A 25,387-nucleotide genomic window follows, 5' to 3' on the forward strand; every position below is an offset into this window, starting at 1 on the left:
CTCCTAACGCCGGCGTGTTGGCACCACCAGCGTAGTGGCGGCGGGGAGGCACGGTGGCCATTATTCGGTGACCGGGATTGGTCAAAATAGTTTGACTATTAGCGGCTAAAATCGCCCGGCGCTAACATCGTGGCGCGAAGGCCGTAGGTGCGGGTCCAGGCGCGCACGAGCATGTCGGAGCTAGCCTTGGTGCTCGAGTACGGCGAAGACGGGTGGTACGGCGTCTCCTCGGTGAACTTCGCCGGGTCGTCGAGCGCCAGGTCGCCGTAGACCTCGTCGGTGGAGACGTGGTGGTAGCGGACGCCGTGCTTGCGGACGGCCTCCAAAAGTCGGAAGGTGCCCTCGACGTTGGTGCGCAGGAAGGGCTCGGGGTCCGCGATGGAGTTGTCGTTGTGGGACTCCGCGGCGTAGTGCACGATCGCGTCGTGGCCCGGGACGATCCTGTCCAGCAGCTTGGCGTCGCAGATGTCGCCGACGACGAGCTCCACGCGGTCCGACGGCAGCCCGGCGATGTTCTCGGGGTTGCCGGCGTAGGTCAGCTTGTCCAAGACGGTGACGTGGACGCCCGGGTGGTTGTTGACCACGTAGTGCACGAAGTTGCTGCCGATGAAGCCGCAGCCGCCCGTGACGATGATGTTGCGGGGTTCAAACGTCTCTGTCATGGACTATCCCCTATCCGCCCCGTCAGCAATCGATTACAACAAAGAAGTTGGTGTAAACGCGGTGTCGCAACGTTCATCTAACGAGAAATGACCTTTGACCTAGAACCTGAAATGACCTAAGCATCAGACCTCAAGAAAGGATAGGGATTGCTACGGGAGGCTCACTGAACCCAATAAACATTGCAAAAGACCCCTTGAATGGCAAGCCGCTAGCCCCCACAGCAAACATCAAATACGTTAAAAAGGCAGCAGTGCATAAAGCAAACCAATTAACTAGGGTGGATAAAATTACCCAATAAGAAATTGGCTTATTTCAAACCCAATATAGTCATCAACTTCATTCGAATAAGCACTTAGCCTATCTCCAATTTTGATATTCCCATAATCGTCAAGTCCTATGTCGTCAAGCAGATTGTTTTCGCTGAGATTCTTAATTAAAGACAGTGGAACGCCAGATCGAATCAAATTGACACTTTTGTCGTCGGAAGCACCATATATGAACATATAGTACTGGCTTTTATCTATTTTGCCGGTCTTATATAGAACCCGAACGAACCTAGACAGAATAAAGCCAATATAATCGTCCTCGGTCTTATACTTTGCGAGAAATAGAGCTGGGAGCTCGGCATCCGCTTTCTGCCTCAAATCTACGTAGCTCCTAATCCCGTCAGCTAGCCCAGAGTAGCTTAGCTCTCCAAAACTTGAACCAACATAGAGAAGGCTCCCTGTTATTTCACTCTTTCTTTTCCAAAATGAAATGTCAGAAGCGAGTCGCTGACGCAATGATTGAGAAGCCTTTCTTTCTAAATAATTTCGATAAAAATCAATCTGTTGCCGCAAAAATGCAACTCGACGATGTGCTCTAGAAAAACTAAAAGGACCATCGTCAATGAAGTACTTACATATGAGCTCAAATACATCGTCATCGATGTTCGGCTCAAGCGTTTCGAGCCTATGAATGATTTCCCCGCTCGACTCAACCCAATTATCGTAAAGTGAGCAAAGGCCCGAGCGATTCAGCAGAATACCCAAATCGTCCTCCGGCTGTCTGCTCGTCTTAATTAAATTATCCTCAAATGCAAGTCGGCGGTTTTCTTCCGGAGTTAGCGAATAGCCTTTAGATTTCTTAATCCGGAGATTATCTTCGCAATCTTTAAAAGATACTTTATGCAGATTCTTAATAGCGTTTTCCATCTTGATTCTAGACCCAGTCCATTTCGAATCTGCAAAAATTACTTGAGGACAGAGTCTTTCAAGATGAGGGGTATCCCCAAATACGTAATTAAGACGAGATGCACGTCCGATCAGGTTAACTAAATCTGCAAGTCTGCATGTTCGTAAGTTGACAATAAATACCGAATCGAATGGTAAATTAATACCTTCCATAATGACTGAATTAGCAAAAATGAATCGAATAGAGCTCAGTTTTGCCGCGCGATCGAGCAAATAATTTTTAATCCCGTCAGGCATCTGGCCATGTAGGTAAATTACGCCATGGCGAAGACACGCTACCTCGTCGTACATGGCGCTCACATGCTCAGACAGAGCCGCAATTACTCTTTCAAGATCAGGTTCGATCGAGATAGCCGGAAGGTTGTTCGCAAAATCCATCGCCGCCTCACGTATTTTTTTGGGGCTCGATAAGAAGACGAGGTTTTTTAAAGTAGCTCGTTTGTACAAGCAATCCCACAGATTTTGATAGCAAGAGTCAGTGCAAAAGGAATTAAAGAACCTGTTATAAGCATGCAAGGTTCCACCATAATCAAGGTGGTAATAACGCGGCTCTTTCATACTTCTGCTTACCTTAAACCCCGAAACATCGAAACCTGAAATTAGAGTTAAATTATCGATATCTTCAATAACTGGGCTAAAGAAATAAAACTTAGCATTTGGATTTCGTAGTCGAGATTCTCTTATCAGGCGCGATAAGAGTAACGACCGATCACCCTTGTTAAAGGCATTATGCGCCTCATCAACAAATAGACTAGTGAATGAAAGAGAAGGATGAGATTCTAATAGGCGAATTGCTCTTTCCTGAGTAAGAACTGCAATGAATTCAGATTCGCCACGATACATTTCGTCATGAGTTATTACTTTTGTGCAAGGGTGACATCTAAATACATCATCGCGAGTTTGAGCTAGCAATGATTTAGTTGGTACCACTATGCAGGGACGATTGCCGCTTCTTTCATCTAGAACGCAATTAACCAGACGCTCGGTTTTACCAAACGAAGTGGGTGCGATGTAGGCAAATCCTTCACCTGTGTGTGAAGAAAAGGAATTATCAGCTAGTTTTTGCTCGAATGTAATAGTCACTTTATCAGTAAATCGATCTTCGACTTCCGTAAGAGCAATGTAATTATTAAAAGTGTTCAAAGAATTCTTATCAATAACTGCTATTGCTTTAGATAACGGATATAAGCCGAGTTCAAATGATAGGTCGTATAAAGGTCTATAATCTCCCGAGCTTAAGGAGTAATTTAAAACTATCCAGTATGCAAACTCACGACTTCGCTGCCTATCAGCATCAGCGAGGCCATACCTCAGCAAAAGAACGGCAGCAGATAGAAGAAAGCTTGATTCTTCATTTGTAAGGCCTTTGCCTAAAAGCAACTTATCGGCAGCGGCATTAAATGCATCAATACTACTGAGTTTTGTAATGGAGCCAATGTCACTCATCTTTATACTCTAACCCCAAATATCGTAGGAATCCGATAAGTGCCGAATGCGAAACGCAAATAATATGCAGCGCAGAGTAATCTCGGTCTTTAAAATATCGACATACGCTATGCGACAATTTATCAACCTGCTCATTGGTTAAAGGCTTGTCAATAAATACTGTACCGCACGGAATCATATTGAACTCGCTGACCTCATGCTTGCAAGCAAGCGTAAAATCATCTGAAAGCGATCTAATCTGTTTTAGAATAGACTCCTCGATTCCAGCAGCAAAAGCATGATTTAAAGCATTTTCCCAAGGGTCATTATTATTAAAATCATTTAATTTATTACAAAGATCACGGTAAGCCTCCTCCACTTTGGAAAGATGCGAGGCACTACCGTTAATTGCAGATTTACTCTCCATTAGCCAGCACTGGTCACCCTTTAAATAAAAGCCATCAAATCCCTTTTTTATCGATCCCTCTTCGAGGTTTGACGCAAGACAAGCCTGCCGATACCCAGCTTGCCCCAAGTAGATATGAAGGAAGAACTCTGCGCAGGAGCCACAAAGCAAAGAACGATCCCCTAGCTTAGATTCATAATAATTTCGAACTTTTCTTTTTGTCACCTCCAAAGACCTCTGCTCTTTTGGGCCAAACCAAATTGACACCAAGCATTCGTCCAAACGTTTGGCAAAATCCTCGTATTCAATGACATTAAAATACGTAAGGCGAATGTGTTCGGATAATTTCTTTTCTAAAACCACTGATAGAAGCATCCAAACACCACCTTCTCGTACTAAATTTTAATCAAACAAAACTACCGGGCATTTAGGGTAATTCCATATTTCTGCATGATAGATCAACGGGCATCTCAAGACCATGAAACAGCATGCCAGGTTTACTAGATAAACGGCCGAGCATTAACCGTTATTGAATGCGCCTCGGGCAAATCCACCTCTATAAACCCCATATATGTATGCCGTGTCTTGAGAAATTGGAATTCCAAATGAAGCATTTGGAACCGACAATGCGCGACCACTCCAGTAACCTAAATTGCTTAAACACGGAAGCCCAGACGGCACTCCCCGCCGCTGCGTACGAACGGCAACATGACAGATACAACAGCTCACGCAACGGCATCACCATTCCGTACGAAGGCTTGCACAAGCCTTGCAACCAAAGTCACGCTCATGAAAATGAACTTCTCACCAAGCGAATCGAACGAAGGAACAAGCGTCCAGCTGTCCAAGACACCATCATCTACCTACTAAAATGCACACCCAAGGAGGTGTACATCGACGACCTGCTGAACGGACATCTCTATATGAATGCAGCCGGCTACTATCATGGCCTACCTGGCGAACAGGGCGATCCGCTCGAGGCGTCCATGGTCCTCCCGGCATGCATCTACGGCAATTACCGCCTGCCCATCTACTGCATGTACACGGTCCGCGAGAACGACATCGTCGACGGTTCTGTCCAAATCCCGAAGCGCATGAACCGGGAGTTCGGATGTGCAGACGGATGGATCGGCATCGTGCGGTACGACAGCTTCGCACGCCTTATAGACAGCCACACCACCGGCGGCGAGGAGGTATACGCCCACGGCGCCATCTCCTATGGCATCCCCGGACCAAAGCTGATCGAGGAAATTTTCCAAGGCACGATCTGCAACCTACTTATCAAAACGCCCAAGTACGCTTACCAGCAGGAATATCGAATCATCGGGTCGAACCCGGTCGAGTGCCGCCTGAGGCCCGATACCAAGCACCCTGGATGCAAAATCGAAGAATATGGCCACGCAGAGCTGGATCTGGGTAGCCAACTCACAGGCTTTTCCTGGAAGACGCCCGTGTCGAGCCTCACGGAGGAACAACACAGACTCGCGCTGGAGCTTCCGCAGCACGCATAGACAACCCAACGCATGCCGCATAGCCGCCAGATGGGGAAACAGAAAGCCACCGCCCCTCCCCATCCCAACATTCCCCAGAAAGTTCGCTGATGTTGACTGGTGTTCCCGTAAAATAAACCGCAGCAAAATATGTGCGGAGTGCTGGCCTGGAGCTGCCTTCGGACCCTATTGGCTGCTCACCGAGAGGCTCCGCTATGAAACGACCCCTTTACTACCTGATCTGCGCGATCGCGTGCACGTCCATGGTCAGCTCGACGATGCCCATGGCAGCCATAGCGGATGCCGCCCAACCTCAGGCAACAGCCGAGCAGCAGGCGCAAGCCGACGCCGCGAGCAGCGACACAGGCAAGGTCGAAGACGACGCCAACACAAATGCGGCAGCAGATGCCGCAGAAGACAGCACCGCAACATCCACCGGCACCAGCGCAGGCAACACGGAAAGTGCTGACGCCACCACCACCGCCGCAACCGACACCACCGCCGCAACCACCACCCCCACCCCATCCCTCCGAGCCCAAACCACCCCCACGCCCGAGGCAATCTCCACCGCGACAGAAACCGGCTACGCCCACTCCGCCACCGCAACCCAAAACGGCGTCACCCTCAACGTCTCGTGGAACGACGCCCCCGCGGGCACCGCGACGACCTTCCACGTAACCCAAACCAGCGGTTCGTCCCAGGCCAAGGCGCGCATGGACGTGCCCACCCATTGGGACGGCGGCAGCCATGAGAGCGTTTGCGACCCGTCGCGCGCGGCATGGGGCAGCTACTACAGTCTTGGCGCCGCGGGCCACGACTTTACCTTTGACTTCACGGCATCGGGCACGTAGCGCATCTACTTCTACTTTATGGACAACGACAGAAACGACCCCCAAAACGACAAGGGGATCTACTACCTGCGCACCACGGCGGAGGTGGCCGTAAACGACGCCGCCCGCCCAAGCGTCACGCAGATCGTCAACGACGCAGTGGCCCAGTGCAGGCAAGAGACAAACGGCTCGGAGTACGACATGGCGCTGTGGCTCCACGACTGGACGCTCGACCAGCTGGAGTACGACCGCAACCTCAACTGGTGCTCAGCCGAAAGCGGCCTCACGCGCCACCAGGGCACCTGCGAGAGCTACCAGCGCATCTACTCCAAGCTCCTTGACGCCGCGGGCATCGCCAACGGCCGCATCACCGGCAACGGCCACACCTGGAACGCCGTAAAGATCGATGGCAAATGGTGCCAGATGGACATAACCTGGGACGACACCAGCGACAACTGGTACGGAGACCTGGACCAGCGCCATCTGTACTTTGGCCTGACCGACGAGCTCATGGCAATCGCCCACTTCGACCACGCGGCAAACTACCAAAAGGACGGCTACGCCTACCGCTCGACCGACCTATCCAACAATTACTTTGTGCGAAATGGCAAAGCCGAAGAATGGGCGGAGAAGTATGCCGACCGAATTCAGCAGCACTTGGATGCCAGGGAAGAGAGTTTTTCCATCGATGCCGACAACCAGTTGTTCCCGCCGAGTAACTCGGGGATTCAGAACGGGATCGTTGCTTTTGCGATGAATCCGAGAGTGCGGAAGGCTCAAGGCGCGGAGGTTGAGCTAACCGCGACTTCGAACATCGGCAAGGAATCGATCAGCAAATGGAGCGCTAAGTACGTCCTAGCAGCAAATTAACAAAACGCAGCATAAGAAAAAATCATCGAGGACGGCGCACACCGCGTCGCGTCCTCCCTCGACGGGGGGATGGCCATCGCGGTCACCGCCTCGGGCCGCTCCCTGCCGTCGGGCGCGGGCGCGCTGACGTTCGAGCGCGACGGCGCCACAGGCCTCTACAGGATCTCCTCGGGCGGCGCGCCGCTGACCGAGTCGGGCGACCGGGCGGTCCTGGCCGAGGCGGACGGCTCCGCCTCACAACTCTGGCGCGTCTCGGCCTGCGAGGGCGGCTACGCCATCGTGTCTGCGTCGGGCATGACGCTCGACGACTTCGCGCAGTCGACCTCCGAGGGCAACCGAGTGTGGCTCTACGCGCACAACGGGGCTGCCGACCAGGCGTGGCTGCTCGCGGACCCGGCGCTCCCCGCAGCAGACAGGGTCGAGACGGCATAGGATATCAACAGTATTCCAGATTCTAGGACGCAGGGCCGACTCGCTCGGATCGGGCTCTACACCAACTTTCTCGACGCTACCCAAAATGGGTGCCGAGGCTCATACTTGTCCCGACACCCATGTGCAATTTCTTCGGTACTGTTTCACAATATTCTGCAGTGCTCAAACGAACAAAACCCAATCAGGCACCGCTTAAGCAGATTGCTTACGCTTTCCAACTACCTTCATGCCCTTGCGTGCAATGTCTAAGAGACCATTCCTGAGAACGAATAGAAGGACAAAGAAAAGCAGGGACTCCGCAATTAGAATCCCATGAGAGAACGGTGCGAAAGACAGAGCCACTTGGGCGCCAATCAGAACAAAGCTGGCAGCAATCTCTCCCCTGTGAAAATCAAGTTTAATAAACTTACGTGTATCACGCGCACGCACCGCGGCGATAACGGCATAGCTAATAGCAGTAGCGCCAGCAGCGCCCATAATTCCAAACGCCGGAACAAGAAGCAGAGTGAGCGCTATGTTAACGATTGCTCCGATAGCAGTTGTAGAGAAGGCCTTCTTGCTTTCTTTAGTAACGACATACGTTGTTCCAAAGAAAGCGGCAACGCAGGAAAAGAGATTGGCAAGCGATAGCATAGCAACTGGCTGCCACGAGCCTTCATACGACGAGCTCATGAGGAACGTGTAGACGGGGTAAGCAGACGCAGCGATAAGGGACGATGCCACAGCAAGAACCACAAAGATATAGCGAAAGACCGTCGACTGAAACCTAGCATTATCCGCAGATTCTCGTTCTTCAATTGCCGAAATCTGCCATGCCTGCATGAAGATATTGTAGACGATGTTCACGATTTGGGGGATCTTCTGGGCAACGTTGTAGATACCGTTTGCGCTGGCGCCAATAAAGAACAGTATTACATACCTATCGGAAGCCGACATAATCCACCACATAAGCGAGTTCGGAATTAGAGGTATGCAGTAGGTCAACATGGCATTTAGCGCATGTCTATTTAAGCTGGAGAACGATAGGTAATTCCAAAGCCTACTGGAAACGATGATATGCAAAGAACCGATAAATTGCGCTACGACCATAGAAGCAAGGTATCCGCCAACACCTAGATGCCATACCGCAAGTGCAAGTACGTTCGAAAAGGCAGTAACAAATGTAATGACCACTCCATTAGCGGCGAATGCCTTTGAATTGCCGATTCCGCGAAGAAGCTGCATGAATACGTAGTTGAAACTGGTCAAGCAAAGCAAGAGCAAGAAATAGACAACGTTATCACCAATGACGCTGAACATGCGAAAAAACGGGAACAGCAACCAGCAAATAACCCAACCAGCAATAACAACAAGCAGCGAATTCGACGCAATGGTTTTAACATCGACTTCCTTTGAAACTGTAAAGCGAAGAACAGCTTCGTTCATGCCAACCATAGCAAACGGGACGAGCAAATTGACCGTAGTGGTAACAAGGTCAGCTGTGCCATACTCTGCGGTCGTTAAATAATAAGTATAAAAGGGAACAATGAGAAAGGTAATAACCTTGCTACCCAGGTTCCCAATAAAGAAAACCACAGAGTTCTTGACTAATTTCTTATATTTACTTTCTGCAGCCATCTGTCTATCCAAACCATATAGCAAAAACAACAAATACGGCCTACTTGCCGAGTATCCGTTTGAGTTTTCGCCTCACACGAATCAAAAATGTATCCTCAAAGCTCCACCTCGAAGAAAGCCCCCTTATGCTCGCACCGTCGGCAAGGGCATGCAAAAACTTATTTCTTTGTGGATGAGGGGCTACGGAAGTAGCAAGCGCAGGGTTCCCGCCAATCACCTCGTCATAGCTAGAAGGCCCTATTTCAAGCTCAGGCGATACCCTGTCGAACCATTTCTTGCCTTTGTCGGTATTGCACAGAACGGCAGAGACCCCCATAGAGGAATCGACTTCGGGATGAATAGAGGGAAATCCCCAAAAATCACCGAGAGTTAAATCTGAACCGCAAGAGCGCTTTGCCGGGCAATCAAAACATGAAGAACGTAACGACGCGTTGTCCAAAAATGCTCTCATATACCAATCGTCACCAAAGCGACCACCTAAGACGCGTTGATCGTCTTTCTCCGTCCTTGCGTAGTAAAGGACGGAGTAAGACGACCATCCGGTCGTCTTACTCCGGAAATTGACATCATCAATTGCAGAGTTTTGGGCAGAAGACTGGAATTCAATCCATTTTCTCCAGAGCAGAGGCGATGGGGCGCCGTGGCAGATAACGTCAGCAGAAATAAAAAAAGCGGAATCTGCTAGCTTGCCCAGATAGTTCCTCATGCCGGAAACCTGGCAAGCAGTGCCCGTAAAGAAAACTAAGCGTTCCGCCAGAAGATAGTCCTTAACCTCTCGATAAAGAGAAGCAGGAATCTCGCTTTGGACATATTTTGATCGTTGGAGTCTTTTGAGGCCCTCTAAATCAGTAACACACTCATGTCGAACCGTATGGCAGTGCTCCTGGAAAGAAGCCCCGACGACAACGCCATCGGACTTAATAGCAGCATCGGCAAGCACACCAAAGAGCCCTCCAGACGATGATTGCTGGAGAACATCACTTGAAAGAGACTTGGCCCAAGACACTTCAACAGGTTCGACAACGGGATTGCGACTTAATACGGGGCAAGTCAAGTCACAAGCACCGCACCCGATACATAGGTCGGAATTGAAGCTGGGCCTTAAGAAGCCCACCTCGTCCGGCGTCATCGAAAGACATCCCTTCGGGCATTTGGCAGAACAGGCGCCGCATCCACAGCAGGAATCACCCAGAGAGATGATTTCTGGTGCCCTATCAGCCCTTCCCGACTGTTCTTGCTGAGTCATTCTCATTTCCTCTTCTTTACGGCACGCAATGTTGAATTAAATGCCCTCGAAACAATTCGTGGAGCGTTAAGATACATCGCTCTACGCACCCTATCGACACCACTTAGCTGAGAACTGTCACACTCGGTAAACCTAATAGCGTTAAATAGTCGATCTTCCTCGTTCGAGCTCATTTGGCCCGAATCGACACCCATTCCAAGAATCCTCAAAGCCTCATGAACCTTGAAATGACGAAGATGACTAACGATCTCAGGACTGTTCCCTGGATAACCAATCATCTGATCAATAGCATCGAGAGAGCTTAGCAAACTATGATTGAAGCCGCTGGTGGTAGCGCTTCCAGGGCGATCCAAAATATTCCACAACGCAAGGGGCTCATAGTGAAGGCCGCGACATTCCTTAAGATAGTTAAATACAAAAAGACCATCCTCGGTATGGGCAATCCGCTCATCAAACCTTATGCCGCACCGTTCAATTAACTCACGAGAAAAAAGTTTATAGCAGGAACTGCCGATATGTATCGAATTGTAAACTCCAAAGCGGAGAATAGCGGCATCGGAGGATAGGTCCTCAATGGACATGTCGGCAATCTGATTGCCGCAAACCTCCAAACCGTTAACCACAGAAACAAAATTTGCATCTGCAGCAATTAGAGCGCCCGGTTTAAGGCTTTGCATCCGCATCATCTGCTCACATGCTTCAGGTTCAAGCCAGTCATCAGAGTCGAGAAAGATAACATAGTCACCAGTCGCAAGATTCAACGCATGGTTGCGCGCGCGAGAGACACCGGAGTTTTCTTGGCGTGAAAGCACCACTCTTGAATCAGCAGAATACGTCTGGAGAACACTCCATGTGCCATCAGACGACCCGTCGTCGACAACGACAACCTCAATGTCCTCATACGTCTGGGAAAGAGCGGAAGAGACACCGCGCCCGATATAATTCTCAACATTAAATGCGGGAATAATTATCGATACTTTGCCTTTCATAGGCGGCAACTACCCCAATTCTTTGTAACCGAATTTATATTTAAGCCGCTCGTGAGGAGCCAAATTGTTCATGAAACGAAGCCACTGAAGTATTTCCGCCGTTGCGTCACCAAACCCTGGAATGCCATTCGCCATCTGGGAAAGCCAAATAGAGCCTCCCCTAATATTGGCTTCAATAACAATCGGCGCGCCATCTTCCCCGATGGTAAAGTCCCAACTGATAAGGCCCATTTGAGGCATCAACGAATGCATGCGCTTCGCCGCATCAATAGCACCGGGAACACCAGCAATCTTATATCCCTGAAAAACAACCCCCGTGTCAGGATGTTTCTCGAACCGATCATTAAACTCAGTAAGGGCCGATGGTGCAAGCAAACCTTCATTTGAAATGCCAATGAACATGCCGCCAGCATGCGCATTATCCACCGCACTCTTTCCGCGACCAATCCTCATCAGCAGAGGTAAAGAACGGAGTTCGCCTTGCCAGCGGTATGTCATAATCCTCAGCGTATTAACGCTCTCAGGATGTAATTTAACCACTGAAGAATGGCATGAGATTACTTCTTGAACTGTAAAATCACTGCCGAGCAATTCGAATAATTCTTCAGCAGTAACACCCGTCGCAGCATCGACACCGGAAGCAAAGCAATAAGACCCGCAGCCTTCGCCCGAACAAGTCCCTACGGTCGGTTTTGCAAAGCAAGCACCACAGTTGCCAATTAAATTAAGTGCTGTCTCTTTGGAAATCTCTTTGAAGTCGGAATTGCGAAGAACCCCAGACGTGCTTGTAACGATTGGACGTGGAGTTCTAACCCCAGCTCTTTCGGCAAACAATGAAAGAAGATTCTTATCCTCAAATACGGTGGCATACGCCACCGGCATATTCATATATCGTTCAAACTCAGGGATAAACAGGAGTTCTGGAAAAAACCTAACATCGAACTTGCCAGAAATCGCAAGATTATGCCGATGCCATGTGTAAGGGATTTTTCTACCATAGTTCTCAACATAAAACTTGTCGATGGCACGCATTTGCTCGGAAGAGAGCTCGACATCGCTGAGAATAGATTTTCTTTTGGGATCTTTAAACTTTGCAATTTCTGCCTGTCGAGCGCGATGAATCTTAACGTTCTCCAAGACATCATATAAGCCATCTTTAACATCTGATTTGAGAGACATGTGTTCTCCGATAACTGAAGGGGACGAACTTAACGTGACAAAGCGTCTAATAAGTATGAATTGGAATCGGCTCTGCGCATATCAATCGCATGGCCAACTCCTGAATAGTCGCAGCTAAGCGCACTCGTCGCACTTGAAAGGCCCCACCGCTCCTCGAGACCGCACATCCGCAGCAAGGTGTTAATGCGACTGTTCATGTTTGAGCCGTTCGCATGCTTGCGATCAAAAACGACAAAGGGACGGTTAAACAAAATCGAAAAAACCGACGCATGAAAACTATCGGTTAAGACACAATCGGCCTTATCGATATAAGATAGGAAATCCGAAGGATCACCGCCAAAATAGCGGCACTTAGGATTCATGTAGTCAACAATTTCATACCCGAGTGACTTCAACTCCGCCGTCAATTTAACCTGAGCATCAGACTGCTCGCCAAGATTAAATTGAAATACGTACTTCTGCTTGCAAGCCACAGGCTTTTCTATCTTACGCCATTGATTTGCAGTCAAAAGCATGGTCGGATCCAGGGTAACCGGCACTTTTCGACCAGTCAGTTCCTCTACAATGCGAGCTCCGGCATCTTCTCGCACACTAATATCCGAATAACATTCAAGAGCTTCCTTAAAGGAAGACGCCCAATTCTCGGGAAGAGATGCCAGACCGAAACTGGCAGAGTAAGCTACTCGCTTATTGGCATCGGCAAATTGAAGAAGATAATCATTGGCGCATCTGCACTCCAACGAATCGCCCCACCAAAGGGGATTCCAGACCTGGTCACTTCCGACAACAAAATAGTCGTACTCATCATTCAATTGAGTCGAAAGACCACTGCCGTTCGTTGAAATAATTCTTGTAGGAATTAGAGATTCCGTAAACTTAGAAAAAGCGGTATCACGACCATGCTCCTTTTTAGTCCTGAGCCTTATCGCACCGTTCTCTTTTTCAAAATACTTGTGAAAAATGGATTTAAGTGCAGATGATTTTTCAAGAGTAACGAGCGTATCTACATCATGTCCCATTTGGCTCAAAACGGTATGAAGTGCATAATTCTGAAGTCTATTGCCGTAATTAAAATTACCGAATAGTGTAACGATACCAATTCTCATATTAATAATCACCTTATCGTGCTTCTAAACGAATTATTGATCCCCATAGGCAAGCGACAAATCAATGAGCGATCCGAGCCATAAATCGTTTTTCTCATCAATGGGGTCAAGTCCGGCCCCATTAAACAGCGTTAACTCTCCGAAAACCAAGCGATTGCCCAGAACGTACCAATCACAACGCACTTGAGGAATTCCCCTGGTGAGGACACTACTCAACTCAAGCATTTTCTCAAGCTTTTCAGGACGCTCAACCTCAACAGGAGAAACTGGAATGCCAGCCCAATCAATGGAGACTGGATTCCAATCCTGATCGTAATAGTTGCAAGTATGTTCACCAAACCTGCCCCTATGCACCTCAATAAGGCGAGGATTTCCGTTGAAGCACGTGACTTTATAGTCAACCAGGCCAGTATCGAGACCTTCATCCTCAAGATATTCTTCCGCCATGACCATTGGGGTAACATCCTTATAGGGCCACTCCCTTGTCCACCAAAAATAATTACTATTGAGGTGTCTACGAAGAACTCTCTTGGCCACAGCAAAATCAAACGTGGATTTGTCGCGGCAGATAGCAACTCCCCCGCTGTCATGATTCGTCTTAAGTACGAATTGATCGGGAAGATTCTCGAGACCTATGTTCTCAACACAGTTCCAAGAGCCATAAGTCTTAGACACGTATTGGGCGCCGATTTTGTCAGCAACCCACTGCTTAACGGCCAGCTTATCAACAAGGACATTGTAGAGAGGGTTACGATCATGAAGCTTTAGCCAGTTCAGCTTCTCGTTAAAGCCTTTTGGATTATCAAGATTGATATTCTTTCCAATCAGCGCCCTATACATTAATTTTAAGTGAATCTCATCAGGCAAGCAGCGAGTCCATCCCCATTTTGAGATTAATGAGTAAGCTCTCATAGGATGCTTCAGATACTGAACTGCCTTACTAATTTTTCCCATTAATTATCTCCGTTGCTCTTACGCAGCCTTTTGGCGGGAAATTGAATTCCACCGGAGGCTGCAAGTTATCGCGATAGCAAAGAAATACGTAATCAGGTTTGGAATCGTTGTGAATAGAGCTCCGCTCGTGAACGCGTAGCTTAAAAAGAAAACCTGAATGCAAAGTGAAAGGCGTAGAAAAGCTTTTTGTTGCCCCTCCACAACCCTCGAAATAGTCGTGAAGGTCAATACAAAACTTGTTAGACAGCCAGCAAGAACCAAGGCAGTTCCAAAAAAACCGGTTTCATATAAAAGGTTAAGGAGCTCATTGTGCGCCATATATGTAATAGTAAAACCGTCAGGCCAACGATAGCAGTAGCTAGTCCAGCCATGACCAAATAAGGGCGCCTGGGAAAGGCCATTAAGGGCGTAATTCCAAAGAAAGGTCCTATTGTTAACGTTATCCTCGAAGCTGGTACCGCTGGAAAAGGTTGAATTCAATCTTTCAATTGTCGCCTCAACGCCAGGAACAAGAGGCGCAAGGATGGCCACGGCAAGCAGCATCAATACTGTGACTCCAATAGCCTTTAGATATTTATGGCTATTGCCAGAAAGCAAGTAAACAAAACCAATAGCAAAAATCCCGCACAACAAATGAGCCCTTTTTGTAGTCAAAACAAGAGCAATAAAGAAAATTAACGCAAGAATTCCGTAGAACCGTTTAGCTGAACTTGATTCGCTGCCATAAAAGGACATAGAGGAAGCGAGTATTAAGCCTATCGTGCAGAAAGTTCCATTATGACTATAGTGTGACGCTAAGCCCGATCGATAGTCCATTGCCATTGGCACATTTGAATAAAACGTCGGTTTTATAAAACCAGTATAGAGCTGAGGCGCTACATAGCAGGCAATAGTTGCCAATGCAAAAATGAGTAACACCCCAATAAAAACTTTAACGGCAGGCAGAATCCAATTAGGGTTTTCAACTGCAAAATAACTAATAACAACTACGGAGACAAGGGCAATAGTTGCAGAAAGGTCATAACCACCGCCCAGTACAAATCCGATAGCAGCCATGACAGCAACCGCGCCCCATGGCAATAGCGGCACGATTGCCCTCAGATCAAAGGACATAACCCTGCCACTTCGAACAGCAAGGGCAATCATCAGCATGATGCTCAAAGCAAAAATAACAAAACTAATTCTATAAGTTATCAGAGAAGAGCAATAAGCAAATAAGCAGACGAAAAGAGTTATAACGCCAAACGCAAATTCACCTTTGCCCCGCGTCTTCGGGCAATGCAAGCTTAGATACCTCCTCTTGCGAGTAGAAAAATAAGATGACTTGTCTTCCAAGCAAAATAACTAAGAAGAGACTTGCTATCTTCACGAAAATAGTAAGATCAGATGCCGACAACGCTATAGCCCTACAGCGCCTCATGCGTCTCGTAAACGTGCGCGTCAGCCTTGGACGCCTCGGACAGACCGTCGTTGATCTTGGCGCATAGGTCGCAGGTGGAACAGGCGTCGAGCTGCTCCTTGGTCACGCGACCCTCCTCGTAGTCACGGACGACCTTGAGCTCGTGCATGTCGTAGGGTCTCTTGGTGAACAGGGCCTTCACCTTGTGCTTGAGCACCCACCAGCCGGGCTTCCAAATGTACTTGTGCATGGCCGGGCTCACCGAGCCGATCATCCAGCAGTTGCGGTCGCAGTGGCGGACCTTCGCGCGGACCCTCTCGGCCTGGTCGGAGTTCCAGAGCTCGTCCCAGGACTCCTCGTTGAGGTTGCCCATGACCTCCTTGTCCTTGGTGCCGTTGCAGGGCATGACGTCGCCGTAGGGGTCGATGAAGAAGGTGTCGAACGCCATGTCGCAGGGCAGCAGGCGCGGCTGGCCGTAGATGTAGTTAATCAGGCCGTGGTTGAAGTAGGCGCGGAACCACTTCTTGGGGCTGTTGGACTTGAGAAGCTCGTTGACCAGGTCCTCGAAGTTCTTGGCCACCATGGGGCGGTCGTGGATGATGTTCTTTGCCTCGACGAAGTAGAAGCTGTTGTGCAGCGACGCCGTGGCGAACTCCATGCCCAGCTCGTCGGAGATCTTGTAGAGGGGCACCAGGTCGGGCGCGTTGAGGTCCTGGACCGTCATGCCGAAGCCAACGTCGGGGTGCTTGAGCTCGACGAGCTTCTTGAGCGTGGCGTAACCGCGGTTGTATCCGTTATCTAGGCCTCGAATCTTGTCGTTGGTCTGCTGCAGACCCTCGATGGAGATGCGGATGCCGACATTGGGGAACTCCTCGCACAGGTCGATGATGCGGTCGGTGAAGAAGCCGTTGGTAGAGATCACGATGCGGTCGGACTTCTTATAGAGCTCGCGAACGATGTCCTTGAGGTCCTGGCGGATGAAGGGCTCGCCGCCGGTGATGTTGGTGAAGTACATCATGGGGAGCTTCTTGATGGTCTCGATGGAGAGCTCCTCCTCGGGGCGGCTCGGAGCCTTGTAGCGGTTGCACATGGTGCAGCGCGCGTTGCAGCGGTAGGTGACGATGACGGTACCGTTGAGTTTCTTTTCGGCCATGTGGATTAGTCCTCTTTCTTAGCGTAGGCAGGGTTCAGGATCGCTTCGAGCTTTTCGAGATGGTTCTGCGGTGTATATTTCGTAAGCACGGCATTGCGGCCATTCATGCCCTGGCGTTTGGCCTCATCCGGATTCTCCAGGTAAATAGCGATGGTTTTCGAAAGGGCATCAACGTCGCCCAGGGGAAGCACGGATCCCGTCTCCCCGTTCTCCACCAGCTCCGGCATGCAGCCGATATCGAAAACGACAACCGGCTTGCCATGTGCGTAGGCCTCTAGCACGGTGTTGGGCATGTTCTCAAACCAAGTCGATGGGCAGAGAACGCAAGCGGCGCCGTCAATGAGGCGCTCCTTCTCCTCGCCCTTAACGAAGCCTACGAAATCTACGCGGTCCGATATGCCGGCCTCTTCTACAGCCGTTTTAATTGACGCAGCGTACTCGTCGTCGGTACGACCAGTGATCTTGAGCCTAACACCGCTATTGCGCATGGCGGCATCTACGGTTAGATCAACGCCCTTTTCGGGGCTGATCCTACCAAGATAGAGAGCATACTTTCCCGCGGTAGGACCGTCCTCAAGCAAAGAAGGAGCCGTAGTAAACGTCGGAACAACATTGATTTTCTCCCCCGACACACCGGACTTTTCCAGAAGAGACGCCGTGAATGCAGAGGGACAGACAAATGCATCAACATAATCAAACAGGCGCTTGCGGCGGTGGAACTTCATTGACGCGATACGCACTGCAGTTGTGGCCCTCGAACCGTGGCAGCAGGACATATCGGCGGCTTTAGAGTAATCGCCGTTGATACAAGCCGTACAGACCTCCCCGTTGCAGAGAAAATCGGAACGGGGGCACATAATATTGAAATCCGAAAGCCTGTGGACAACCCTTACGCCTTCATCGTGACAAGCCTTGAAGATACTTGGAGAAAGCGCGTTAATCTGCTGCAGGACGTAGACGACGTCCGGCCTCTCGTCCCGGATAAGACGTCGCAGATTCTTATATGCCTCGCGGTTATAGAAAGCGCAGGAGAGCAAACGAGCGACGTTCTTCGGAGTCTTTTTAACGTTGTTAAAGTAGGCGTCACCCGACTCGCTCTTCCCATGGGGAAAATAACGAGAATATGGCGTATCCTCATTGAGCGGGCTGCGGACCGAAAACGGAATAACAGTATGCCCGGCGTCTTCGAGAAGGCGCTTAACGTTGAACATATAAATCTCGGGACCGCCCGAGACATAGTAGCGATAATTCGCCAAGATTATCTTCATCGGGCCTCTCCTTGATAAAGCTCGAGGGTCCGTTCGACGACGGAATCCCAGTCATAGTTATTTCTCACGCGCTCGCGAGCACTCTCGCCAAGCTTGTTGGCCCTTTCCGGATTATCCAGAAGGCTGCGAAGGACGCGAGTAAGCTCAGAAACGTTGCCTTTGGCAAAAGTTACGCCGGCGCTTCCAAGAACGTCAGCGCATTCGGGCACATCGCTCGTAACGCAACATGTCCCGTAGGACATGGCTTCCATAAGAGAAAGTGGCATACCTTCCACATCGGAAGGGAGCACGTAGACATATGCATTCGAATAAAGCTCGGCGAGAAGGTCACCCGTGACGAATCCGGTAAAAATAACGCGCTGGTCAGAACCAGCCCGCTTTCTAAGCTCAATCCCAAATGCATCGGTGTCTGAACCTCCGCCAGCAATGACCAAGCGCTTATCGGTATCGAGCTGACGGAAGGCATCGACGAGTAAATCACCGCGCTTCTCGGGCACCAGTCGACCGAGATACAAGATATAGTTGCCACGGGTCAGGCCCCAGCGCCCAGCAATTAAACTGGCATCAATACGCTCGCGGATTTCCACTCCATTGTGTATTAGAGTGGCCTCGCGACCGTATTCCTGCTTGAAATAGGCCTTCGCAGACGACGATAGAACAATCAGCTCATTCGATTGGGCTGCAGCCGCCTTCTCGCCCATCTTGATATAAGTGCTAGCAAGTCGTCCCCACTTGGCTCGCTGCCAATCAAGACCGTGGATCGTTGCAACGGTGCGAATTCCTGCCCGACGGGCAAGTGGCAGTGGGACACAAGGTCCCTCGGCGTGGTAATGAATCACGTCGGGACGGTCCTTAATCGCCTGACGAGTCGCAAAATAGGACGAAGAAAGTGCAGCGAGGCCCTTCTTATCAATTGTCTTTACCGGCACAATACGAACACCGTCAACGATGCGCTCGGAAAGGGATGTCGCCTCGCCGGTCATTACGTCGGAACCAGAGCGATCGTAACATGTAACCACATGCCCAAGAGCAGCCATACGACGCGCCAGTTCCGTAACAACGACTTCGACCCCACCTTCGCGAGAGCCAAACCGCTTATGACCAATCATTGCGATTCGCACGCTAGCAACAACCCCCGTTATACTCGCGATACCACTTGGCGAAGGCTCTCAGGCCGTCCTCGAGCGGGGTCGCGGGCTTGTAGCCCAGGTCGCGCTGGAGTGCCGTGGTGTCGGCGTAGGTGACGGGCACGTCGCCGGGCTGCATCGGCACGAGTTGCTTATGCGACTCGAAGTCGTAGTCGGCGGGAAGCACGCCCTCCTCCACCAGAACGCGCTGCAGCGTGTCGACGAAGTCGAGCAGGTTCTCGGGGTGCGAGTTGCCGATGTTGTAGACGCGGTGCGCGGCGAGGGGCAACCCGTCCTCGCCCATCTCCACCTCGGGCGCGGCGTCCATGACGCGCCTCACGCCCTCGACGATGTCGTCTACGTAGGTGAAGTCGCGGCGGCAGTCGCCCATGTTGAAGATCTTGATGGTATCCCCGCGGCGCAGCTTCTCCGTGAAGCCGAAGTAGGCCATGTCGGGCCTGCCCATGGGACCGTAAACCGTGAAGAAGCGCAGGCCGGTGGCCGGGATGGAGTAGAGCTTGGAGTAGGCGGCGGCCATGAGCTCGTTGGACTTCTTGGTGGCGGCGTAGAGCGACACCGGAGAGTCGACGCGGTCCTCCTCCGAGAACGGCACCTTCTTGTTGCCGCCGTAGACCGAGCTGGAGCTCGCGTAGACCAGGTGCTTGACCGGGTGGTGGCGGCAGGCCTCGAGCACGTTGAAGAAGCCGACGAGGTTGCTCTCCAGGTAGGCGCGCGGGTTCTCGATGGAGTAGCGGACGCCCGCCTGGGCGGCGAGGTTCACCACGATGTCGAAGCCGTTCTCCGCGAACAGACGCTCAATGAGAGCGGCATCGCACAGGTCGCCACGAACGAAAGTGAAGCGGCTCTCAGGGTCGGCCTCGGCCAACATGCGAAGGCGCGCGTCCTTGATGCCGGGGTCATAGTAGCTGTTGAGATTGTCGAGTCCGACAATCACGTAATCGGTTTCCTCGAGCAGCTTCTTGACGAGGAACGCTCCGATAAAGCCGGCGGCTCCGGTGACGAAGACTTTTTTATTTGCCATTCATACCACCTAGTCTCGTTTGAACAGGTCGCGTGTATAGACCTTGTCCGCCACGTCCGCGAGCTCGTCGCTCCAGCGGTTGGCGACGATCACGTCGCAGCCGGCCTTGAAGGCCTCAAGGTCGTGCGTGACCTTGGACCCGAAGAACTCCGGCGCGTCCAGCGTGGGCTCGTAGACCACCACGGGCACGCCCTTGGCCTTCACGCGTTTCATGACGCCCTGGATAGAACTCGCGCGGAAGTTGTCGGAGTTCGACTTCATCGTCAGGCGGTAGACGCCCACGACCGGCTTCGGCTTGCCCTCGTAGACGCGGTCCCACACCATCTGCAGCACCTCGTCGGCCACGAAGTCCTTGCGGGTGCGGTTGGCCTCCACGATGGCCTCGATCAGGTTCTGGGGCACGTCCCTGTAGTTGGCCAGCAGCTGCTTGGTGTCCTTGGGCAGGCAGTAGCCGCCGTAGCCGAAGCTGGGGTTGTTGTAGTGGCTGCCGATGCGCGGCTCCAGGCACACGCCGTCGATGACGTCGCGGGTGTTGAGGCCGCGGACCTCGCAGTAGGTGTCGAGCTCGTTGAAGTAGGCCACGCGCAGCGCCAGGTAGGTGTTGGCGAAGAGTTTGACGGCCTCGGCCTCGGTGGTGCCCAGCACGAGCTCGGGGATGCCGATAGTTCCGTCAGCGTTCACGCGCCCCAGCTCGGCGGGGTCCGCGCCCTGTGCGAGCAGGCGTGCGAAGCGCTCGGCGGCCGCCACGGCCTCGGCATCCTCCTTGGGCGCGCCCACCACGATGCGGCTGGGGTGCAGGTTGTCGTAGAGCGCCTTGCTCTCGCGCAGGAACTCGGGGCTGAAGAAGATCTTGCTGTCGCCCAGCCTCTCACGCAGGCCCGCCGTATAGCCGACGGGGATTGTCGACTTGATGACGATCCAGGCGTCCGGGTTCACCGAGCGCACGGCGGAGATGGCGGCCTCGACGGAGGAAGTATCGAAGAAGTTCTTATCGGAGTCGTAGTTGGTGGGCGTGGCGATGACGGCGTAGTCGGCACCCTTATAGGCCTCTGCCACGTCGACGGTGGCGTGTAGGTCGAGCCCGCGCTCCCCCGCCTCGGCCTCCGCCAGGAAGCGCTCGATCTCGTCGTCCTGGATGGGCGAAACGTAGTTGTTGATCTTCTCGACCTTCTCGGGCACGATATCCAGCGCGTGCACCTCGTTGTGCTGCGAAAGCAGGACGGCGAGGGACAGGCCGACGTAGCCGGTTCCGGCGACGGCAATCTTCATTTTCTTCTCCGATTTGGTTCGTGCAACTGAACTGTTCATTAGTACGCATCGCTCCCGTTGAAGACTTCCAGAACCGTGAGGAGGACGATCTTGAGGTCCATGACGATTCCGCGCTTGGCTATGTACTCGAGGTCCCGGCGGACCATGCCGTCGAAACCGGTGGAGTTGCGCTCCGTAACCTGCCAGAGCCCCGTAATACCTGGTTTCACTGCTAACCTCTGCAGGTCGTACTCGGTGTACTCAGCTACCTCATTCGGCAGCGGCGGACGCGGGCCCACCACGGACATCTGGCCCAGAAACACGTTCAGGAACTGCGGGAACTCGTCAATGGAGTGCTTGCGGATGAACCTGCCGATCCTGGTGACGCGCGGGTCCTCCTTCATCTTGAACATGGCGCCGGCGATCTCGTTCTGCTCCTTGAGCTCGGAGAGGCGCTCGTCGGCGTCCTTGTACATGGAGCGGAACTTCCACATGCGGAAGGTTGACAGGCTGCCATCGCGGTGGGTCTGGCCCACGCGGATCTGGCTGTAGAAGGGGTTGCCCTCGCTCTCAAGGCGGATGGCCGCGGCAAGCACCAAGCTGGGGATAGCGATGAGGACGAGCGCGACACCGCTAAACACAATGTCGAACGTACGCTTGACGGCCCGGTAGGCTAGACGCGTGCGGTCCCAGTCCATGATGGATTGCATGGCCCTGTAGCGACCGATGCCCTCACGCCGGCCCATGGCCTCAGCAATGAGCGCCGCCCCCGCGGGCACATTGCTCTCTGTTACTTTTTTAGCAGCCACAGTCAAACTTACGTCCCCGTTCACCAGGGATCCCCCAATCGGTAAATTCAAAAATACGAACGAACAGCCGGTACAACGTCTCCCTTACGTTTTGCTGGGAACGTCGAGCGGTAGCAGCTCCCTAAAAGCGGAATCGCCTTCGCCCACGTCTACCAGGCACCAGCGTTTATGACGGTCGACTTTCTTTACGCGGGCCTCTTGCCCCACCAAGGGCCCCTGCTCTATGTGCAACACGCCGTTTTCTATGCGCGCCACGCTGTTGCGCACCACGCCGTCGTCGTCCAACACACTGCGGTACCAATCCTGCGCGTCGTCCGGCATGGGCATGTACGCCCGCTCCCTACTGCCGGCGATGCGACAGCCAAAGCTCAACTGGGCCAAAGCCCTATCGAGCGCGGCGGCATCGTGCGTGGCGACGAAGAAATATTCCTTGTACATAGATTTGGTTTGGAGCGACCAGGCGCCGCGCCGCTTAAACCAGAACTCCTTTTGCATCACAAAAGCGTCCTGCATCAGGTCGTACGGGATAATGCGGCGAATCTTTTCGCAGGTCTCGCGCTCTTTTCCATTGGGGGTGTGAACCAGATACCAGCGGACGCGGCCGTGCTGGCTGTTGGTGATGGCGCCGTTAAATGCGCCCGGCAGCTGCTCTTGGCGCCGTGCCGTCTGTTCCATGTTCTCGCCCCCTCTTTTGGCTTTGCGACGCACGCGGATGCAGGGGCGTTAAGAACAGGCTTATCGCTCGCAGCTAGGCGCAGTCGCATAAGTACAGGTTTTTATATCTTTCGACGAAGCTCATTATACGAGTAATTTCAAGCCGTTTTCCCTGATTGCATAAATTGCGGCGCGAGCGGATACATCTCCATACCCCTCTACAAAAACCTGTACATTTTTGCACAACAAAAAAAGCCGCTCTAGCAGCGGCTTTTTCTCGTTTGGGCATGAAAAAAGGCGACTGTCCTTTGTGGACGGTCGCCTTTGTAAATGTTGTGAAGTTTGCCTTAGGCGCGGCTCTTGATCTCCTTGGTCACCTTGGCAACAAACTCGTCAACGCTCATCTGAACGGTCTCGTTGGAGCGATCGCGGACGGAGATGTTGCCGGCCTCGACCTCCTTCTCGCCCAGGATGAGCATATAGGGCACGCGGTCAATGGAGCGGGCCTCGCGGATCTTGTAGCCGATCTTCTCATCGCGGTCGTCGCAGACCACGCGAATGCCGGCCTCCTCCAGTTTGGCGCACACCTCGTGGGCGTAGTCACGGCTCTTCTCGGAGACGGGAAGTGCCTTGACCTGCACGGGAGCCAGCCAGGTGGGGAACTTACCCGCAAAGTGCTCAATCAAAATACCGATGAAGCGCTCGATGGAGCCAAAGCACACGCGATGCAGCATGATGGGGCGCTTCTTGGTGCCGTCGGCGTCCACGTACTCCAGGTCAAAGTTGAGCGGCATCTGGAAGTCGAGCTGGACGGTGCCGCACTGCCAGGTACGACCGAGCGAGTCCTCCAGGTGGAAGTCGATCTTGGGGCCGTAGAAGGCGCCGTCGCCCTCGTTGACCTCGTAGTCCATGCCAAGCTTCTCCAGAGCGGTGCGCAGGCCCTCCTCGGCGCGAGCCCAGTCCTCGTCCGAGCCCATGGAGTCCTCGGGGCGGGTGGAAAGCTCAACGTGGTACTTAAAGCCAAACTTCTGGTACACGGAGTCGATGAGGTTGACCACGCCCACGATCTCGTCGGTCAGCTGGTCGGGACGCACAAACAGGTGGGCGTCGTCCTGGTTAAAGCAGCGCACGCGGAACAGGCCGTGCAGGGCGCCGCGCAGCTCGTGGCGGTGAACCAGGCCAATCTCGCCAGCACGGATGGGCAGCTCGCGATAGGAGTGCGGCTTGGAGGCGTACACCAGCACGCCGCCCGGGCAGTTCATGGGCTTAATGCAGTACTCTTCGTCGTCGATGACGGTGGAGTACATGTTGTCCTTGTAGTGATCCCAGTGGCCCGAGGTCTTCCACAGCTGCTTGTTCATGATGAGCGGCGTGGAGATCTCCACGTAGCCGGCCTTGTGGTGGATCTCGCGCCAGTAGTCCAGCAGCGTGTTCTTAAGGATCATGCCGTTGGGCAGGAAGAACGGGAAGCCGGGGGCCTCGTCGCGCATCATAAAGAGGTCCATCTCGCGGCCGATCTTGCGGTGGTCGCGCTTCTTGGCCTCCTCCAGCATGTGCATGTGCTCGTCGAGCTCTTCCTTGGTGGCAAAGGCGACGCCGTTGATGCGGGTAAGCATCTTGTTGTCCTTGTCACCCTTCCAGTAGGCGCCCGAGACGCCGGTGAGTTTAAAGGCCTTCAGCGCCTTGGTGTAGCAGATGTGGGGGCCGACGCACATATCGATGTAGTCGCCCTGCTGGTAGAAGGTGATGCGGGCGTCGTCGTCCAGGTCGCCGATGTGTTCGACCTTGTACTTCTCGCCGCGCTCCTCCATAAGGGCGATGGCCTCGGCGCGGGGCTTCTCAAAGACGGTGAACTTGAGGTTCTCCTTGACGATCTTCTTCATCTCGGCCTCGATCGCGGGGAAGTCGTCCTCGCTGATCTTGACGCCCTCGGGCAGGTCGACGTCGTAGTAAAAACCGTTGTCGGTCGCGGGACCGTAGGCAAAGTCGGCCTCGGGATAAAGACGCTTGATGGCCTGCGCCATGATGTGCGCGGCGGAGTGGCGGATGACGTGCGTGACCTCGTCCTGCGGGAGCTCGGCCACCGAACCGTCATTGTAGAGTGCCTTCATGGGTATGTTTTCTCCTCTCGGATGCCTGATGCAAGTGCGCGCGATGCGCTCGGCGTTTTTGACTTGCATCATTATAGGCAGGTTGCCTTGGTATACAAGCGCCCGCCGCACCTTAATGGCACGGCGGGCGATTTTCT

At 52.5% G+C, this 25,387-nt stretch carries 22 protein-coding genes; 4 read left to right on the forward strand and 18 right to left on the reverse strand.

Translation table 11 applies throughout. The features are described from left to right. Positions 1-98 precede the first annotated feature (98 nt). The 3 genes from AAAX75_RS00005 to AAAX75_RS00015 form a co-directional block, all read right to left on the reverse strand. The gene (locus tag AAAX75_RS00005; protein WP_349090704.1) at positions 99-662 is read right to left on the reverse strand and encodes a GDP-mannose 4,6-dehydratase; all 564 of its coding nucleotides are present in this window, start codon (positions 660-662) and stop codon (positions 99-101) included. Between the two features lie 288 nt (positions 663-950). Continuing rightward, entirely contained in the window at positions 951-3,341 is a 2,391-nt protein-coding gene (locus AAAX75_RS00010) for a DEAD/DEAH box helicase (RefSeq protein WP_349090705.1), read from the reverse strand. Continuing rightward, positions 3,334-4,101: a hypothetical protein gene (locus tag AAAX75_RS00015; RefSeq protein ID WP_349090706.1), complete on the reverse strand. Its 768-nt coding sequence runs from the start codon at positions 4,099-4,101 to the stop codon at positions 3,334-3,336. The genes AAAX75_RS00010 and AAAX75_RS00015 overlap by 8 nt, the downstream gene beginning before the upstream one ends. 230 nt (positions 4,102-4,331) lie before the next feature. Between AAAX75_RS00015 and AAAX75_RS00020 the strand changes: the two genes are divergently transcribed. The 4 genes from AAAX75_RS00020 to AAAX75_RS00035 all read left to right on the forward strand — a co-directional run bounded on the left by AAAX75_RS00020 (position 4,332) and on the right by AAAX75_RS00035 (position 7,348). Then, a complete protein-coding gene (locus AAAX75_RS00020; RefSeq protein WP_349090707.1) occupies positions 4,332-5,237 on the forward strand; it encodes a hypothetical protein in 906 nt (301 codons plus the stop codon). Positions 5,238-5,431: 194 nt separating this feature from the next. Then, positions 5,432-6,067 carry a hypothetical protein gene (locus tag AAAX75_RS00025; protein ID WP_349090708.1) on the forward strand — a complete coding sequence of 212 codons (636 nt, stop codon included), beginning with the start codon at positions 5,432-5,434 and terminating at the stop codon, positions 6,065-6,067. A gap of 18 nt (positions 6,068-6,085) precedes the next feature. After that, positions 6,086-6,916: a transglutaminase domain-containing protein gene (locus AAAX75_RS00030; RefSeq protein WP_349090709.1), complete on the forward strand. Its 831-nt coding sequence runs from the start codon at positions 6,086-6,088 to the stop codon at positions 6,914-6,916. A 69-nt stretch (positions 6,917-6,985) separates the two neighbouring features. After that, a complete protein-coding gene (locus AAAX75_RS00035) occupies positions 6,986-7,348 on the forward strand; it encodes an RICIN domain-containing protein (RefSeq protein ID WP_349090710.1) in 363 nt (120 codons plus the stop codon). A gap of 192 nt (positions 7,349-7,540) precedes the next feature. On the opposite strand, the gene AAAX75_RS00040 is transcribed toward AAAX75_RS00035, so the two are convergent. The 15 genes from AAAX75_RS00040 to thrS form a co-directional block, all read right to left on the reverse strand. Continuing rightward, positions 7,541-8,965, reverse strand: coding sequence for an oligosaccharide flippase family protein (locus tag AAAX75_RS00040; RefSeq protein WP_349090711.1), 1,425 nt, complete (start codon positions 8,963-8,965; stop codon positions 7,541-7,543). A gap of 40 nt (positions 8,966-9,005) precedes the next feature. Continuing rightward, positions 9,006-10,211, reverse strand: a complete 1,206-nt coding sequence (locus AAAX75_RS00045) for a Coenzyme F420 hydrogenase/dehydrogenase, beta subunit C-terminal domain (protein ID WP_349090712.1) — start codon at positions 10,209-10,211, stop codon at positions 9,006-9,008. Between the two features lie 2 nt (positions 10,212-10,213). Next, positions 10,214-11,200 (reverse strand): glycosyltransferase family 2 protein, encoded by a 987-nt coding sequence (locus AAAX75_RS00050; protein WP_349090713.1) that lies wholly within the window; start codon positions 11,198-11,200, stop codon positions 10,214-10,216. 9 nt (positions 11,201-11,209) lie between these two features. Further along, on the reverse strand, positions 11,210-12,379 hold the full coding sequence (locus tag AAAX75_RS00055) for a sugar-transfer associated ATP-grasp domain-containing protein (protein ID WP_349090714.1): 1,170 nt from the start codon (positions 12,377-12,379) through the stop codon (positions 11,210-11,212). Between the two features lie 29 nt (positions 12,380-12,408). Beyond that, positions 12,409-13,497 carry a polysaccharide pyruvyl transferase family protein gene (locus AAAX75_RS00060; protein ID WP_349090715.1) on the reverse strand — a complete coding sequence of 363 codons (1,089 nt, stop codon included), beginning with the start codon at positions 13,495-13,497 and terminating at the stop codon, positions 12,409-12,411. Between the two features lie 21 nt (positions 13,498-13,518). Then, positions 13,519-14,439, reverse strand: coding sequence for an ATP-grasp fold amidoligase family protein (locus tag AAAX75_RS00065; protein ID WP_349090716.1), 921 nt, complete (start codon positions 14,437-14,439; stop codon positions 13,519-13,521). Positions 14,440-14,457: 18 nt separating this feature from the next. Beyond that, positions 14,458-15,723, reverse strand: coding sequence for an O-antigen ligase family protein (locus AAAX75_RS00070; protein ID WP_349090717.1), 1,266 nt, complete (start codon positions 15,721-15,723; stop codon positions 14,458-14,460). A 122-nt stretch (positions 15,724-15,845) separates the two neighbouring features. Continuing rightward, complete coding sequence (locus AAAX75_RS00075) at positions 15,846-16,991, reverse strand: radical SAM protein (RefSeq protein WP_349090718.1); 1,146 nt, start codon at positions 16,989-16,991, stop codon at positions 15,846-15,848. A 5-nt stretch (positions 16,992-16,996) separates the two neighbouring features. Next, the gene (locus tag AAAX75_RS00080; protein WP_349090719.1) at positions 16,997-18,259 is read right to left on the reverse strand and encodes a glycosyltransferase family 4 protein; all 1,263 of its coding nucleotides are present in this window, start codon (positions 18,257-18,259) and stop codon (positions 16,997-16,999) included. Further along, positions 18,256-19,368, reverse strand: a complete 1,113-nt coding sequence (locus AAAX75_RS00085; RefSeq protein ID WP_349090720.1) for a glycosyltransferase family 4 protein — start codon at positions 19,366-19,368, stop codon at positions 18,256-18,258. The genes AAAX75_RS00080 and AAAX75_RS00085 overlap by 4 nt, the downstream gene beginning before the upstream one ends. 13 nt (positions 19,369-19,381) lie before the next feature. After that, positions 19,382-20,428, reverse strand: a complete 1,047-nt coding sequence (locus AAAX75_RS00090; protein ID WP_349090721.1) for an NAD-dependent epimerase/dehydratase family protein — start codon at positions 20,426-20,428, stop codon at positions 19,382-19,384. A 9-nt stretch (positions 20,429-20,437) separates the two neighbouring features. Continuing rightward, on the reverse strand, positions 20,438-21,697 hold the full coding sequence (locus AAAX75_RS00095) for a nucleotide sugar dehydrogenase (RefSeq protein WP_349090722.1): 1,260 nt from the start codon (positions 21,695-21,697) through the stop codon (positions 20,438-20,440). Between the two features lie 38 nt (positions 21,698-21,735). Continuing rightward, complete coding sequence (locus AAAX75_RS00100; RefSeq protein WP_349090723.1) at positions 21,736-22,485, reverse strand: sugar transferase; 750 nt, start codon at positions 22,483-22,485, stop codon at positions 21,736-21,738. A gap of 84 nt (positions 22,486-22,569) precedes the next feature. After that, positions 22,570-23,160, reverse strand: coding sequence for a hypothetical protein (locus tag AAAX75_RS00105; protein WP_349090724.1), 591 nt, complete (start codon positions 23,158-23,160; stop codon positions 22,570-22,572). A 326-nt stretch (positions 23,161-23,486) separates the two neighbouring features. Beyond that, the gene (thrS, locus tag AAAX75_RS00110; protein WP_349090725.1) at positions 23,487-25,250 is read right to left on the reverse strand and encodes a threonine--tRNA ligase; all 1,764 of its coding nucleotides are present in this window, start codon (positions 25,248-25,250) and stop codon (positions 23,487-23,489) included. Positions 25,251-25,387 lie beyond the last annotated feature (137 nt).

It is taken from the genome of Collinsella sp. CLA-ER-H7, from assembly GCF_040092345.1.
GTDB lineage: Bacteria > Actinomycetota > Coriobacteriia > Coriobacteriales > Coriobacteriaceae > Collinsella.

What these genes read in the sequence shown, in the direction of transcription:
- AAAX75_RS00005 (WP_349090704.1), bottom strand. Translation starts at nt 662, where the DNA reads ATGACAGAGACGTTTGAACCCCGCAACATCATCGTCACGGGCGGCTGC.
- AAAX75_RS00010 (WP_349090705.1), bottom strand. Translation starts at nt 3,341, where the DNA reads ATGAGTGACATTGGCTCCATTACAAAACTCAGTAGTATTGATGCATTT.
- AAAX75_RS00015 (WP_349090706.1), bottom strand. Translation starts at nt 4,101, where the DNA reads ATGCTTCTATCAGTGGTTTTAGAAAAGAAATTATCCGAACACATTCGC.
- AAAX75_RS00020 (WP_349090707.1), top strand. Translation starts at nt 4,332, where the DNA reads ATGAAGCATTTGGAACCGACAATGCGCGACCACTCCAGTAACCTAAAT.
- AAAX75_RS00025 (WP_349090708.1), top strand. Translation starts at nt 5,432, where the DNA reads ATGAAACGACCCCTTTACTACCTGATCTGCGCGATCGCGTGCACGTCC.
- AAAX75_RS00030 (WP_349090709.1), top strand. Translation starts at nt 6,086, where the DNA reads ATGGACAACGACAGAAACGACCCCCAAAACGACAAGGGGATCTACTAC.
- AAAX75_RS00035 (WP_349090710.1), top strand. Translation starts at nt 6,986, where the DNA reads ATGGCCATCGCGGTCACCGCCTCGGGCCGCTCCCTGCCGTCGGGCGCG.
- AAAX75_RS00040 (WP_349090711.1), bottom strand. Translation starts at nt 8,965, where the DNA reads ATGGCTGCAGAAAGTAAATATAAGAAATTAGTCAAGAACTCTGTGGTT.
- AAAX75_RS00045 (WP_349090712.1), bottom strand. Translation starts at nt 10,211, where the DNA reads ATGACTCAGCAAGAACAGTCGGGAAGGGCTGATAGGGCACCAGAAATC.
- AAAX75_RS00050 (WP_349090713.1), bottom strand. Translation starts at nt 11,200, where the DNA reads ATGAAAGGCAAAGTATCGATAATTATTCCCGCATTTAATGTTGAGAAT.
- AAAX75_RS00055 (WP_349090714.1), bottom strand. Translation starts at nt 12,379, where the DNA reads ATGTCTCTCAAATCAGATGTTAAAGATGGCTTATATGATGTCTTGGAG.
- AAAX75_RS00065 (WP_349090716.1), bottom strand. Translation starts at nt 14,439, where the DNA reads ATGGGAAAAATTAGTAAGGCAGTTCAGTATCTGAAGCATCCTATGAGA.
- AAAX75_RS00075 (WP_349090718.1), bottom strand. Translation starts at nt 16,991, where the DNA reads ATGGCCGAAAAGAAACTCAACGGTACCGTCATCGTCACCTACCGCTGC.
- AAAX75_RS00080 (WP_349090719.1), bottom strand. Translation starts at nt 18,259, where the DNA reads ATGAAGATAATCTTGGCGAATTATCGCTACTATGTCTCGGGCGGTCCC.
- AAAX75_RS00085 (WP_349090720.1), bottom strand. Translation starts at nt 19,368, where the DNA reads ATGATTGGTCATAAGCGGTTTGGCTCTCGCGAAGGTGGGGTCGAAGTC.
- AAAX75_RS00090 (WP_349090721.1), bottom strand. Translation starts at nt 20,428, where the DNA reads ATGGCAAATAAAAAAGTCTTCGTCACCGGAGCCGCCGGCTTTATCGGA.
- AAAX75_RS00095 (WP_349090722.1), bottom strand. Translation starts at nt 21,697, where the DNA reads ATGAAGATTGCCGTCGCCGGAACCGGCTACGTCGGCCTGTCCCTCGCC.
- AAAX75_RS00105 (WP_349090724.1), bottom strand. Translation starts at nt 23,160, where the DNA reads ATGGAACAGACGGCACGGCGCCAAGAGCAGCTGCCGGGCGCATTTAAC.
- thrS (WP_349090725.1), bottom strand. Translation starts at nt 25,250, where the DNA reads ATGAAGGCACTCTACAATGACGGTTCGGTGGCCGAGCTCCCGCAGGAC.